The following is a 13225-nucleotide window of genomic DNA, read 5'->3' as shown; positions in this document are numbered from 1 at the left end:
TAAGGAGATTTGGGTGGATTTCACTCCAGATCCGACACAGCAGGCTGTCGCCGACGTGGTCACGTCGGTGCTGGATCGGGACAACAGCTGGGACGCGCTGGTCGCCGGCGGTGTGACCGCACTGCCGGTGCCGGAACGTCTTGGCGGTGACGGCGTCGGCTTGGCCGAGGTAGCGACCGCGCTCACCGAGATCGGCCGGCACGGCACGATCAGCCCGGCGCTGGCGACTCTTGGTCTGGGTGTGCTGCCGCTGCTGGACCTGGCCTCCGACGAGCAGCAGGACCGCTACCTGGCCGGTGTGGCCAAGGGCGCGGTGCTGACCGCCGCGCTCAACGAGCAGGGCACTGCCCTGCCGGAGCGCCCGGGCGTGACGCTGGCCGGGAATCGACTGTCGGGCACCAAGGTCGGTGTTCCCTACGCCGACCAGGCCGAGTGGATTCTGGTGACCGCCGACAGCGGTGTCGCGGTGGTGTCGGCCCGCGCCGACGGCGTCGCGGTGACCAAGACGCCGACGTCCAACGGATCCGACGAGTACGTGGTGGTATTCACCGACGCCGAGGTCGACGCCGTGCTCGACGGCGCTTCCGCGCCTCGGGTCAATCAGCTGGCGCTGGCCATGATCGGTGCCTTCGCCGCCGGCCTGGTCGCGGGGGCGCTGCGGCTGACCGCCGACTATGTCGGTGGCCGTGAGCAATTCGGCAAGCCGCTGTCCACCTTCCAAACCGTCGCCGCCCAGCTCGCCGAGGTCTACATCGCCTCGCGGACGCTGACCCTGGCCGCGACGTCGGTGGTGTGGCGGCTTTCCGAGGGCCTTGACTCCGATGACGACCTGGCTGTGCTCGGTTACTGGATCACGTCGCAGGCCCCGCCGGTGATGCAGATCTGCCATCATCTGCACGGCGGCATGGGTATGGACGTCGACTACCCGATGGATCGCTACTTCTCCTCGATCAAGGACCTGACCCGCGTCCTGGGTGGGCCCTCGTATCGTCTTGATTTGGTAGGAGCGCAATGTTCGTCGATCTGACACCTGAGCAGCGCAAGCTGCAAGCCGAACTGCGGGAGTACTTCGCCAACCTGATCTCGTCCGACGAGGCCAAGGCGATGCAATCCGACCGGCACAATGCGGCCTACCGGACGGTCATCAAGCGGATGGGCTCCGACGGCAAGCTCGGTGTGGGCTGGCCCAAGGAGTTCGGTGGACTGGGCTTCGGCCCGATCGAACAGCAGATCTTCGTCAACGAAGCTCACCGGGCCGAGGTGCCGCTGCCTGCCGTCACGCTGCAGACCGTCGGACCTACCCTGCAGGTGTTCGGCAGCGAAGCGCAGAAGAAGAAGTTCCTGCCGGCGATCCTGGCCGGGGAGGTGCACTTCGCGATCGGCTACACCGAACCGGAGGCGGGCACCGACCTCGCGTCGTTGCGCAGCACCGCTGTTCGGCATGGCGACGAATACATCGTCAACGGGCAGAAGGTGTTCACCACCGGCGCCCACGATGCCGACTACATCTGGATGGCCTGCCGGACCGATCCGACCGCGGTGAAGCACAAGGGAATCTCGATCCTGATCGTCGACACCAAGGATCCCGGCTACTCGTGGACGCCGATGATCCTGTCCGACGGGGCGCATCACACCAACGCCACCTACTACAACGACGTCCGCGTCCCGGCCGATATGCTGGTCGGCGAGGAGAACGGCGGCTGGCGGCTGATCACCACTCAGCTCAACAACGAGCGGGTGATGCTCGGACCGGCCGGCCGATTCGCCGGCATCTACGACCGGGTGCGCGACTGGGCGGCACGGCCCGGCGGCGACGGCGTCACACCGATCGAGCACGACGACGTCAAGCGGGCCCTCGGCGAACTCCACGCCACCTGGCGGATCAACGAACTGCTGAACTGGCAGGTTGCCGCGGCGGGCGAAACCATCGACATCGCCGATGCCGCGGCGACGAAAGTGTTCGGTACCGAACGCATTCAGCGGGCCGGCCGGCTGGCCGAGGAGATCGTCGGCAAGTACGGCAACCCGGCGGATCCCGACACCGCCGAACTCCTCAGCTGGCTGGACAGTCAGACCAAACGCAACCTGGTGATCACATTCGGAGGGGGAGTGAACGAGGTGATGCGCGAGATGATCGCCGCTTCCGGTCTCAAGGTGCCGAGGGTGCCCCGATGAGCTCCCCAGACCTGCAGGTCGAGATCGACAAGGTCAAGGCGGCCGGAAGCAGCAAGCCACGAGTCGGCCGTGATCCGGTGAATCAGCCGATGATCCATCACTGGGTCGACGCGATCGGTGACAAGAACCCGATCTACGTCGACGAGGCGGCCGCCGTGGCCGCTGGTCACCCCGGCATCGTCGCCCCACCGGCGATGATCCAGGTGTGGACCATGATGGGTCTGGGCGGCGTGCGGCCCGACGACGACCCGCTCGGCAAGATCCTCGAATTGTTCGACAGCGCCGGCTATGTCGGGGTGGTCGCCACCAACTGTGAACAGACCTACCATCGCTACCTGCGACCCGGCGAGGAGGTCAGCGTTACCGCCGAGCTGACCGATGTCGTCGGTCCCAAGCAAACCGCTTTGGGCGAGGGCTATTTCATCACCCAGCGCATCGCTTGGCAGGTCGGTGACGAGGACGTCGCCGAAATGATGTGGCGCATGATGAAATTCGTGCCCCGCGACGCCGCCGCTAACGACACGTCCGTCGTCGCGGTGCCCGAGGATCTCGACCCCGACAAGCTGATGCGGCCGGCGACGTCCCGCGACTCCAAGTTCTTCTGGGACGGCGTCAACGCGCACGAGCTGCGCATCCAGCGCCGACCGGACGGCAGCCTGCAGCATCCCCCGGTGCCCGCCGTCTGGCTCGACAAGACCGAGCAGACCGACTACGTGGTGGCCGCCGGGACCGGCACGGTGTTCAGCTTCGTGGTGCACCACGCCCCGAAGGTGCCCGGCCGCACCCTGCCCTTCGTGATCGCCCTGGTCGAACTCGACGAGGGTGTGCGGATGCTCGGCGAGCTCCGCGACGTCGACCCCGCCACTGTGGAGATCGGAATGCCGGTTAGCGCAACCTTTATCGACTTCCCCGCCAGCGACACCGGGCCCGCCTGGACGTTGTACGCCTGGGAGCCGCGAGCATGAGCGCGCCTACTGTCGAGGTTGGCGCCAAGCTGCCCGAACTCAAGCTGTACGGCGACCCGACATTCATCGTTTCGACGGCGATCGCCACCCGCGACTACCAGGATGTGCACCACGACCGGGACAAGGCGCAGGCCAAGGGATCCAAAGACATCTTCGTCAACATCCTCACCGACACCGGCCTGGTGCAGCGCTACATCACCGATTGGGCGGGCCCGCAAGCGCGGATCCGTTCGATCGGACTGCGCCTGGGTGTGCCGTGGTACGCCTACGACACGGTGACCTTCGCCGGCGAGGTGACGGCGGTCGAGAACGGGCTGATCACTCTGAAAGTGGTGGGCAGCAACAGCCTTGGCGACCATGTCATCGCCAACGCGACCTTGACGATCGGAGATGCGTAGATGTCGGCGACGTCAGGGATGTCCCGCGAGCTGTCCGGAAAAGCCGCGATCGCCGGTATCGGTGCCACCGACTTCTCCAAGGACTCCGGGCGCAGCGAGCTGCGGTTGGCTGCCGAGGCGGTGCTGGACGCGCTCGACGACGCGGGCCTGACCCCGGCCGACGTCGACGGCATGGTCACGTTCACGATGGACTCCAACCTGGAGACCGCCGTTGCCCGCTCCACCGGGATCGGGGAGCTGACGTTCTTCTCCCAGATCGGTTACGGCGGCGGTGCGGCCGCGGCAACCGTGCAGCAGGCGGCGCTGGCGGTGGCCACCGGCGTGGCCGAAGTGGTGGTGGCTTACCGAGCTTTCAATGAGCGCTCGGAGTTCCGGTTCGGCCAGGTGATGACCGGCCTCACCGTCAACGCCGATTCCCGGGGTGTGGAGTACAGCTGGTGCTACCCGCACGGTTTGAGTACTCCGGCTGCGTCGGTGGCGATGATCGCTCAACGCTACATGCACGAATATGGCGCGACCAGCGCGGATTTCGGGGCGGTGTCGGTAGCCGATCGCAAGCACGCCGCGACCAACCCCAAGGCGCATTTCTACGGTAAGCCGATCACCATCGAGGACCACCAGAATTCCCGGTGGATCGCCGAGCCGCTGCGACTGCTGGACTGCTGTCAGGAGACCGACGGCGGGGTGGCGATCGTCGTCACCACCCCGGAACGGGCCAAGGACCTCAAGCATCGGCCGGCGGTCATCGAGGCCGCGGCCCAGGGTTCCGGCGAGGACCAGTTCACCATGTACTCCTACTACCGCGACGAACTCGGGCTGCCCGAGATGGGTCTGGTCGGTCGCCAGCTGTGGGCACAATCGGGTCTGTCGCCCGCCGACATCCAAACCGCGATCCTCTACGACCATTTCACCCCGTACACACTGCTGCAGCTCGAAGAGCTCGGCTTCTGCGGCCGCGGCGAGGCGAAGGACTTCATCGCCGGCGGCGCCATCGAACTCGGTGGCCGGTTGCCGATCAATACCCACGGCGGACAGCTCGGTGAGGCCTACATCCACGGCATGAACGGCATCGCCGAAGGGGTCCGGCAGCTGCGCGGCACCTCGGTCAACCAGGTCGACGGCGTCGAGCATGTGCTGGTCACCGCCGGCACCGGCGTCCCGACGTCGGGTTTGATCCTGGGCTGATTTCTTCGCCGATTTCTTCGCCGAGCAGACGCAAATGTGCCCTTAATAAGGCGTCTAACGGCACATTTGCGTCTGCTCGCGCGAGCGGCGTCAGTCGCCGGAATCGCTGTGCACCATTTGGTCGGGGCAGTAGGACCGCACCGCGATCCCGACGAACTTTTCCGCCAGCTCCGGCGTCAGCTCGGGGTTGCGGGCCCGCAAGATCATGACGACCTGTGGCGCCGACTGGTTGCCGGTGATCAGGCGGCACACCGTCATGGCGGTGACCACCACCTCATTGGGATCTTGGTAGGTGATACCCGCCGCCGTCAGGGACTCCCGGAACTGCGCGTCGATGTCGGGATCGGCGTGCGCGGGTCCGGCCACACCGATCAGAACGGATACGCCAACCAACGCCAGTCGCAGTTTCACCGATCCTCCCGGCCTTACAGCGTGGAAAACCCAGGATATCTGCTGTCGGTTGGTCGAGTGTGAAGTTGCGCTCACGCTCGGCGACAAGGAGAGAGAACTAGGCGTACACCAACTCCACGTCGTTGAGGACGGCGGCGTTGTCGCGCGACGGTGCAACAACATTAGCCACCAGCCGGTCATCCTGGCGCCAGATCGCCGCCCGCAAGGTCTCGCCGGGGAACACCACGCCGGCGAACCGGGCGCCGAAGGAGCGCACCGCGCCGGCGTCGCCGTCCAGCACCGTATCGACGATGGCCTTGCAGGTCATGCCGTAGGTGCACAGGCCGTGCAGGATCGGCCGGTCGAAACCGTTGGCGGCAGCGAACTTCGGGTCCGAATGCAGGGGGTTGCGGTCACCGCAGAGCCGGTACAGCAGCGCCTGCTGCGGCAGGGTCGGGATGTCGACCTCGAAGTCCGGGGCCCGGTCCGTGTGGGCGGTGGCCGCGGAATTTCCAGCCGGCCCACGCTCGCCGCCGAATCCGCCCTCGCCGCGGGCGAAGATGGACCGGTTCTGGGTCCACAATAGGGTGCCGTCGGTGCTGGTCACCGACGTTTCCAGATCAACCACCGCGGCCTTGCCCTTGTCCCAGACCCCCACGATGCGGCTGATCGCGCGGGCGCTGCCCGACGGCGGCAGCGGCGCGGGAACGGTCACCTTCTCCGAGGCGTGCAGCACTTTGCCCAGATCGATCTCGACGCCCGGCCAGCTGACCTTGGGCGGATCCACCTCGTTGAACGACGCGGCCACACAACCGAACGTCGGCAACACCTGCGGGGTGCGATCCACCACGTAGCTCAGTTCCCGGACGTCCATCGGATCGCTACCGGCGCCCAGCCCCAGGTTGTAGAGCTGCACGTTGGTGGCGGTCCAGGAAAACTCGACCGCGCCGAACTCGGCGCCGATCGCTACATCGAGATCGATAGGCATAACTAGGCCCTCTCGGATTGTGAGCCGGCGATGTGCAGCGCCGCCAGGTAACCGAATGTCATCGCCGGTCCGATCGTGCCACCCGGACCCGGGTAGGTGTGGCCCATCACCGGGGAGCTGACGTTGCCGGCGGCGTAGAGACCCGCGATGACGCTGTCGTCGTCACGCAGCGCCCGGCCGTTGATGTCGGTGCGGATGCCGCCCTTGGTGCCCAGGTCGCCGGGAACCATCTTGGCCGCGTAATACGGTCCGTGGTTGATCTCGCCGAGGTTGGGGTTCGGTTTGTTGGTCGGGTCCCCGTAGTAGCGGTCATAGGCGCTCTCGCCGCGGTGGTAGTCCTCGTCGACGCCGGAACGAGCGAAGCCGTTGAAGCGCTGAACGGTTTCAACGAAGGCTTCGGCAGGCAGCCCGGTCTTGGCGGCCAGCTCTTCGAGGGTGTCGGCCGAGACGATCACCCCGGACTCCGACCACTTCTTCGGAATCCGCTGCCCCGGCTGCAATCCGGCGAAGATGTAACGGTTGCGGTAGCGCTGGTCGAAGACCAGCCAGGCCGGGACGTTCTCGCCGGGACCGGGGCCCTGCCCGTACTGGCCGCCGTACATGTGATGGCACGCCTCGACGTACGGCATCGACTCGTTCATGAACCGCTTGCCGGCCATATTGACGATGATCGACCCCGGGGAGTTGCGCTCCGACAAGGCGAACCACGGCGCGCCCGGCAGCGGAACGGTCGGCCCCCACCAGGCGTCCTCCATGATCTCCAGTGCCGCACCGAGCTTCTCGCCGGCCAGGATGCCCTCGCCGGTGTTGGCCTTGGCACCGACGGTCCACTCGGTGGTGATCGGGGCGCGCTGGTATTTGGTCCGCATCTGCTCGTTGTGTTCGAACCCGCCGCTGGCCAGGATGACACCCCGCCGCGCCCGGATCAGCTGCGGCTCATCGGATGCCGGCGCACTGGTGTCGCGGACATACACGCCGCGCACCACACCGTCCTCGACGTACAGGTCGGTCAGTGCGGTGTTCAGCTGCACCGGGACCCCGGCCTTCTGCAGGCCGATACGCAGCGGTGCGATCAGGGCACGGCCCATGCCGACCAGGTTCTTGCCGGTCGCCTGCGCCCACATGGTGCGCGCACCCACCTTGAGGCTGCGCAGCACGCCGCGCGGGTGGCGCTTGAGTTGATTGAGCCGCACGTAGTCCTGCTGCATCACCACCACATTGAGCGGCACCTTGCCGTACGCCGGCTCCAGACCCGGCAGGTCGGCGCCGAGCTTGCGGGCATTGAACGGCTTGGGCTCGATGGAACGGCCGGTGGGCTTGCCGCCGGGGGTTTCCGGGTAGTAGTCCGCGTAACCCGGAACCCAGCACATCTTCAGCGGCGAGTTCTTGAGCACGAACGACAGCATCTCCGGCCCGCGCTGCAGATAGGTGTCGATCTTCTCGACGGGAACGACGTCGCCGATGATCGCGTGCAGGTACTGACGTGCCGCCTCGGGCGTGTCCTTGACCCCATAACGCTTGAGGACCTGGTTGTTGGGAATCCACACTCCGCCACCGGAACGGGCGGTGGAGCCGCCGTAGTGCGGCGCCTTCTCGACGACTACTGTTGAGAGTCCCTGGTGAGCGGCGGTCAGCGCAGCAACCATGCCCGCGCCACCACTGCCGACCACGACGACGTCGTACTCCTGACTTGTCATGTAGAACACGTTATAGAATTGCCTCGGTCGAGCGCTACTTGCCCGGTCACAACGATGAGAGGACTTTGCGAAAATGCTCAGCGACCAGATCCGCGACCAGCTCGCCGCCGACCTGGCGCAGGCCGAACGCAGCAGGGTCCCGATCTCGCCGCTGACCGCCGCATATCCCGACATCGACGTCGTCGACGCCTACGAGATTCAGCTGATCAACATCCGCCAGCGGGTCGCCGAGGGCGCCCGCGTGGTGGGCCACAAAGTCGGTCTGTCGTCGCTGGCCATGCAGCAGATGATGGGCGTCGACGAACCCGACTACGGGCACCTGCTCGACGAGATGCAGGTTTTCGAAAGCACCCCGGTCAAGGCGTCGAACTACCTGTATCCGCGGGTCGAGGTCGAGGTGGCGTTCATCCTGGCCGCCGACCTGCCGGGTGCCGGCTGCACCGAAGAGGACGTGCTCGCGGCCACCGCGGCCCTCGCCCCGGCGATCGAGCTGATCGACACCCGGATCACCGACTGGAAGATCAAGCTGTGCGACACCATCGCCGACAACGCGTCCTCGGCCGGCTGGGTGCTCGGCGAGCAGCGGGTGTCGCCGGGCGACCTCGACGTCAAGTCCATCGGCGCGACGCTGACCCGCAACGGTGAGCTGGTCGCCGAAGGTCGCAGCGACGCGGTGCTGGGCAACCCGGCCACCGCGGTGGCATGGCTGGCACGCAAGGTGGAGAGCTTCGGCGTGCGGTTGAAGGCGGACGACGTCGTCCTGCCCGGCACCGCCACCCGGGCTTTCGACGTCCACGCCGGCGACGATGTCGTCGCCGATTTCGCCGGACTGGGTTCGGTCCGGCTGAGTTTCGAATAGAGGAGAGCGTCCATGGCTACAAAGGCGTCGGTTGCGATTGTTGGGTCGGGGAATATCAGTACTGATCTGTTGTACAAGTTGTTGCGGTCGCAGTGGTTGGAGCCGCGGTGGATGATTGGTATTGATCCGGAGTCGGAGGGTTTGGCGCGGGCGCGCAAGTTGGGGTTGGAGACTTCGGCGCAGGGTGCGGATTGGTTGTTGGCGTTGGAGGAGAAGCCGGATTTTGTGTTTGAGGCGACTAGCGCCTATGTGCATAGGGCGTATGCGCCCAGGTATGAGGCGGCCGGGATCCGGGCCATCGACCTGACGCCGGCGGCGGTGGGTCCGGCGGTGATTCCGCCGGCGAATCTGCACGAACACGTGGATGCACCGAACGTGAACATGATCACCTGTGGGGGGCAGGCGACGATTCCGATTGTGTATGCGGTGTCGCGGGCGGTCACCGAGCAGGGCGGGGTGGTGCCGTATGCGGAGATCGTGGCCAGTGTGGCCAGTGTGTCGGCGGGGCCGGGGACGCGCGCCAACATCGATGAGTTCACCAAGACCACCTCGGCGGGTGTGCAGACCATCGGTGGTGCGCAGCGCGGTAAGGCGATCATTATTTTGAATCCGGCGGATCCGCCGATGATCATGCGCGACACCATTTTCTGCGCGATCCCCGAGGACGCCGACCGGGACGCGATCACCGCGTCGATCAAAGAGGTGGTCGCCCAGGTGCAGACGTATGTGCCGGGCTACCGGCTGCTCAACGAGCCGCAGTTCGACGAGCCGTCGGTGGTCAACGGCGGCAACCACGTCGTTACGACGTTCGTCGAGGTGGAGGGGGCGGGGGATTATCTGCCGCCGTATGCGGGGAATCTGGACATCATGACCGCGGCCGCCACCAAGGTCGGCGAAGAAATCGCCAAGGAGATGGCTTCGGCTACCACAGGAGGACGGTCATGACATCGATCTGGGATGTGCGGATCACCGACACCAGCCTGCGCGACGGGTCGCATCACAAACGTCACCAGTTCAGCACCGAGGAGGTCGCCGCGATCGTGGCGGCGATCGATGCGGCCGGGGTGCCGGTCATCGAGGTGACCCACGGTGATGGGTTGGGCGGGTCGAGCTTCAATTACGGGTTCTCCAAGACCCCCGAGCAAGAGCTGATCAAGCTGGCGGCGCAAACCGCCCGCGACGCCAGGATCGCGTTTTTGATGCTGCCCGGCGTGGGCACCAAAGAGGACATCAAAGCTGCGCAGGACAATGGCGGCTCGATCTGCCGGATCGCGACGCACTGCACCGAGGCCGACGTCTCCATCCAGCACTTCGGTCTGGCCCGGGAACTGGGTCTGGAGACGGTCGGGTTTTTGATGATGGCGCACACCGTCACCCCGGAGAAGCTCGCCGGCCAGGCGCGGATCATGGCTGATGCGGGCTGTCAGTGTGTGTATGTGGTGGATTCGGCGGGTGCGCTGGTGCTCGAAGGGGTGCGGGACCGGGTTCAGGCGTTGGTCGCCGAGCTCGGTGAGGACGCCCAAGTCGGGTTCCACGGGCACGAGAACCTCGGGCTCGGCGTCGCCAACTCGTTGGAGGCGGTGCGGGCCGGGGCCAGACAGATCGACGGGTCGGTGCGCCGGTTCGGGGCGGGTGCGGGTAACGCGCCGGTGGAGGCGTTGATCGGGGTGTTCGACAAGGTCGGTGTCAAGACCGGCATCGATTTCTTCGATATCGCCGATGCGGCCGAGGAGGTGGTGCGCCCGGCGATGCCGGCCGAATGCGTGTTGGACCGCAACGCCCTGATCATGGGCTATTCGGGGGTGTATTCCAGCTTCCTCAAACACGCCGTGCGCCAGGGCGAACGCTACGGGGTACCCGCCCACGAACTGCTACACCGGGCCGGGCAACGCAAACTCATCGGCGGCCAAGAAGACCAACTCATCGACATCGCCCTCGAAATCCAACGCGAACAAGCCGCCGCCAAGTAGCGGTTTCGGCGTCGGCCGCCCCGGGTGCTGCCATTCGCGCCGGCCAGCCACAGCTGAAAGGTCGACCGGGATCGCGGGTACCGTTGGTTGGTGATGGCCAACGGAAGGAGCTTCGCGATGAAGACCAAGGCTGTCGTCGCCGCGATGGCACTGATATTGGCTGGTGCGCCGCTGGCCAACGCCGCACCACCGCAGTGCGACCAGACCGTCGGCGATTCCGTCGACGCCTACCTGACCCGACACCCGGACATCAAGAAGGACTTGGCCGAACGGGGCCAGCAGGAGTCACCGGGTTCGCCCAACCCGGTGCTGGACTATCTCGAGCGGCACCCCGACGTGCGGCAGGCGCTGATCACGCTGTCCCAACAGTGCGTGTGACGGGCCCGGCTCAGACCCGCACCTGACGGGCGGGGCGAACCTCGATCGCGTCAATCGACAACGCGCGCCGCGCAATCCGCCACCCGGCATCGGTGCGGTGATACTCGTCGTCGTAGTGCAGGTACCAGACCAGGTCGGTGTAGCTGCCATCGCGTTGTGTCCAGTGGTGCGCGACCCCGGTGATGGCGCCGGTCGCACCCGAATTGGCCTCGGCATAGACCTCGCCGAGGATACCGTGATGAGTACGCAGCACGCCGCCCACCGCCGCCATCGCCGATCGCACCCCGACCAGTCCGACGTGGCGGATCTGGGGACCCAGATGTTCGGGTGGATCGGGCACCACCAGTTCCGCTGTGCCGGTGAACAACTGGGCCACCTCATCGAACCGTCTCGCATCGGTGCAGGCCGCGTAGCGGTGCACCAGATCCGACAATTCAAGGCGATCGGCGACCGTCAGCGTCATGGCATCGACCCTACGGCCCTTCGACGGCGAGCAGACACAAACTCGCACGTTCAAGCGGCGAATCGTGCGAGTTTGCGTCTGCTCGCCGGGGAAGGCGCGCGCCGCTAGAACGGTGAACGGAACAGGTACCGGCTGGTCGGCACCGTGTCGAGATTCCGGTCGGCCCCGAATGCCGACACACTTGCCAGCATCTGCGTCATCCGATCCTGCAGGTCGGCATCGTCGCGGGCGCCGTACCAGACATGCGGATCGGTCACCGCGGCGTCGGGGAAGAGTTCCTCGACGATTCCGTCGATGACGGGCGCATCGTGCGTCAGCGCCCGCACGACCACATTCTGGGTGTACCCGAAGGTCCCCTGGGTGGCGATCGCCACCGGAGTGTGGTTGATGTGCCAGGTGTGCAACCAGCTGCTCTGGTCCATCTCGGCCGGCCGGCGCAGCAACGCCACATTGGCCAAGCCCGGTGTGCGTTGCCCGTCGCCGGTATCCGGTGGCGGCATCGGCGCCGACTCGGTGACCAGGTAGGCGTCCGCCGCCTCGGCCTCGGCCGCCAGCAACGAAAGCGCCGACTGCGTCTGCGGACCGTAATACTGCTGGGTCCACAGGCTGATCACCGCGGCCGCAGGCGGATTCAGCGTCGTCAACACGATCAGGCTGTCCCGCACGGGTTCGTCGCGGACGTTCACTGCCAGCCCCGGCAGGCCCAGGTCGAGCAACTCCTGCGCGACGGGGCCGCGGATGCGCTGGCACCACTGCTCGTCGGACTCTGCTGTCCGCAGGATCACCACCACTTTTTCCACTGATCCGCTCCTATCGTGTTGCCGCGCGAAATGCCGCGACGAGTTCGCTCAGAAAGTCGGTTGCCGCGGTGATGTCACGGGGAATCGAGCACGTGACCCGTACGTCGGTCACGCCGGACGCGATGAGCGGCAGGGCCGACGCGACGGTTGCCGCGACGTCGACCGACCGGTCCGGCCGCTTGGCGGTGGTCGCATGGCCGAGCACCTGCAGCTCGCCCGGGTCGCCACCGAGTTCGGCGATCTTGGCCTTCATCGTCGCGATCGCCCCGGCCGGGTCGGCCACCGCCGGACCCCAGGGAATCCAGCCCCGCCCGAATCGGCTCAGCCGGCGGGCCACCGCATCGTTGACGGTGCCGCTCACCCAGATCGGAACCCCGCCGGCCTGAACCGGTTTGGGCATCTGATGGATTCCCTCGAACGACAACTCGGGAGACGCGTAAGCCCCGCGCTGCTGAGTCCACAGCACCTGGCACACCTCCAGGGTGTGGTCGAGCAACCGTCCGCGGCGTTCGAACGGCAAGCCGGCAGCCTCGTATTCCTCACGCTGCCAGCCCACCCCCACCCCCAAATCGAGTCGGCCGCCGGACAACACGTCCAAGGTCGATACCTGCTTGGCCAGTACCGCCGGGCGGCGCAGCGCGGCCAGCAGCACCGCGGTACCGAGCCGGATGCGGGTGGTTACCGCGGCCAACGCGGTAAGCACCGTCAACGGCTCCAACCATTGGCCGTCCACGCCGGTCGGCTGGCGGCCACCGGATGTCCCGCCCAGCGCGGGATTGGCGTAGGCATCCGGGTTCTCGCCGAACACGACATGATCGCTGACGACGACGCGGTCCACTCCCGCGGTGTCCATCGCCTGTCCCAGCGCCAGCATCGAACGCCAGTCGTGGTCGGGATCGTCGGTGAAGGTCCGCAGCTGCAGCGAAAGCTGCGGGGGCGCGACAGTGCGTGTCATGG

General features: G+C 66.4%; 15 protein-coding genes. 9 read left to right on the top strand and 6 right to left on the bottom strand.

Features of this window, described 5'->3' with window-relative positions:
* Positions 1 to 13: 13 nt before the first annotated feature.
* The 5 genes from AC5Y36_RS20470 to ltp2 are packed head-to-tail and all read left to right on the top strand — an operon-like array spanning position 14 to position 4723.
* Positions 14 to 1027: an acyl-CoA dehydrogenase family protein gene (locus tag AC5Y36_RS20470; RefSeq protein WP_500042788.1), complete on the top strand. Its 1014-nt coding sequence runs from the start codon at positions 14 to 16 to the stop codon at positions 1025 to 1027.
* Positions 1012 to 2175, top strand: a complete 1164-nt coding sequence (fadE29, locus tag AC5Y36_RS20465; protein WP_500042787.1) for an acyl-CoA dehydrogenase FadE29 — start codon at positions 1012 to 1014, stop codon at positions 2173 to 2175. Before AC5Y36_RS20470 ends, fadE29 begins: the two co-directional genes overlap by 16 nt.
* Entirely contained in the window at positions 2172 to 3140 is a 969-nt protein-coding gene (locus tag AC5Y36_RS20460; protein WP_500042786.1) for a bifunctional MaoC family dehydratase N-terminal/OB-fold nucleic acid binding domain-containing protein, read from the top strand. The genes fadE29 and AC5Y36_RS20460 overlap by 4 nt, the downstream gene beginning before the upstream one ends.
* Entirely contained in the window at positions 3137 to 3538 is a 402-nt protein-coding gene (locus AC5Y36_RS20455; protein WP_500042785.1) for a MaoC family dehydratase, read from the top strand. The genes AC5Y36_RS20460 and AC5Y36_RS20455 overlap by 4 nt, the downstream gene beginning before the upstream one ends.
* 18 nt (positions 3539 to 3556) lie before the next feature.
* Positions 3557 to 4723: a 17-hydroxy-3-oxo-4-pregnene-20-carboxyl-CoA lyase gene (gene ltp2, locus AC5Y36_RS20450; RefSeq protein WP_500042831.1), complete on the top strand. Its 1167-nt coding sequence runs from the start codon at positions 3557 to 3559 to the stop codon at positions 4721 to 4723.
* 90 nt (positions 4724 to 4813) lie between these two features.
* Here the strand turns inward: ltp2 and AC5Y36_RS20445 are convergent, their stop codons facing one another.
* From AC5Y36_RS20445 to kstD, 3 genes are all read right to left on the bottom strand, one after another.
* Complete coding sequence (locus AC5Y36_RS20445; protein WP_500042784.1) at positions 4814 to 5134, bottom strand: DUF732 domain-containing protein; 321 nt, start codon at positions 5132 to 5134, stop codon at positions 4814 to 4816.
* Between the two features lie 97 nt (positions 5135 to 5231).
* Positions 5232 to 6101, bottom strand: a complete 870-nt coding sequence (gene chsH3, locus AC5Y36_RS20440; protein ID WP_500042783.1) for an enoyl-CoA hydratase ChsH3 — start codon at positions 6099 to 6101, stop codon at positions 5232 to 5234.
* A gap of 2 nt (positions 6102 to 6103) precedes the next feature.
* Entirely contained in the window at positions 6104 to 7798 is a 1695-nt protein-coding gene (gene kstD, locus AC5Y36_RS20435) for a 3-oxosteroid 1-dehydrogenase (protein WP_500042782.1), read from the bottom strand.
* Between the two features lie 73 nt (positions 7799 to 7871).
* Here kstD and AC5Y36_RS20430 point away from each other — a divergent pair, with 73 nt between their 5' ends.
* From AC5Y36_RS20430 to AC5Y36_RS20415, 4 genes are all read left to right on the top strand, one after another.
* The gene (locus tag AC5Y36_RS20430; protein WP_500042781.1) at positions 7872 to 8657 is read left to right on the top strand and encodes a 2-keto-4-pentenoate hydratase; all 786 of its coding nucleotides are present in this window, start codon (positions 7872 to 7874) and stop codon (positions 8655 to 8657) included.
* 12 nt (positions 8658 to 8669) lie between these two features.
* Positions 8670 to 9602: an acetaldehyde dehydrogenase (acetylating) gene (locus tag AC5Y36_RS20425; protein ID WP_500042780.1), complete on the top strand. Its 933-nt coding sequence runs from the start codon at positions 8670 to 8672 to the stop codon at positions 9600 to 9602.
* The gene (dmpG, locus tag AC5Y36_RS20420) at positions 9599 to 10627 is read left to right on the top strand and encodes a 4-hydroxy-2-oxovalerate aldolase (RefSeq protein WP_500042779.1); all 1029 of its coding nucleotides are present in this window, start codon (positions 9599 to 9601) and stop codon (positions 10625 to 10627) included. Before AC5Y36_RS20425 ends, dmpG begins: the two co-directional genes overlap by 4 nt.
* A gap of 117 nt (positions 10628 to 10744) precedes the next feature.
* Entirely contained in the window at positions 10745 to 11005 is a 261-nt protein-coding gene (locus tag AC5Y36_RS20415; protein ID WP_500042778.1) for a hypothetical protein, read from the top strand.
* Between the two features lie 10 nt (positions 11006 to 11015).
* Here the strand turns inward: AC5Y36_RS20415 and AC5Y36_RS20410 are convergent, their stop codons facing one another.
* The 3 genes from AC5Y36_RS20410 to AC5Y36_RS20400 all read right to left on the bottom strand — a co-directional run bounded on the left by AC5Y36_RS20410 (position 11016) and on the right by AC5Y36_RS20400 (position 13223).
* On the bottom strand, positions 11016 to 11468 hold the full coding sequence (locus AC5Y36_RS20410; RefSeq protein ID WP_500042777.1) for a nuclear transport factor 2 family protein: 453 nt from the start codon (positions 11466 to 11468) through the stop codon (positions 11016 to 11018).
* 104 nt (positions 11469 to 11572) lie between these two features.
* Positions 11573 to 12268 carry an EthD domain-containing protein gene (locus AC5Y36_RS20405; protein WP_500042776.1) on the bottom strand — a complete coding sequence of 232 codons (696 nt, stop codon included), beginning with the start codon at positions 12266 to 12268 and terminating at the stop codon, positions 11573 to 11575.
* Positions 12269 to 12278: 10 nt separating this feature from the next.
* A complete protein-coding gene (locus AC5Y36_RS20400; protein ID WP_500042775.1) occupies positions 12279 to 13223 on the bottom strand; it encodes a TIGR03619 family F420-dependent LLM class oxidoreductase in 945 nt (314 codons plus the stop codon).
* Positions 13224 to 13225 lie beyond the last annotated feature (2 nt).

The sequence above is a fragment of the Mycobacterium sp. NGS50 genome (assembly GCF_059812545.1).
The sequence above is the reverse complement of the archived record's forward strand: the minus strand, read 5'-3'. Positions and strand labels throughout refer to the sequence as shown.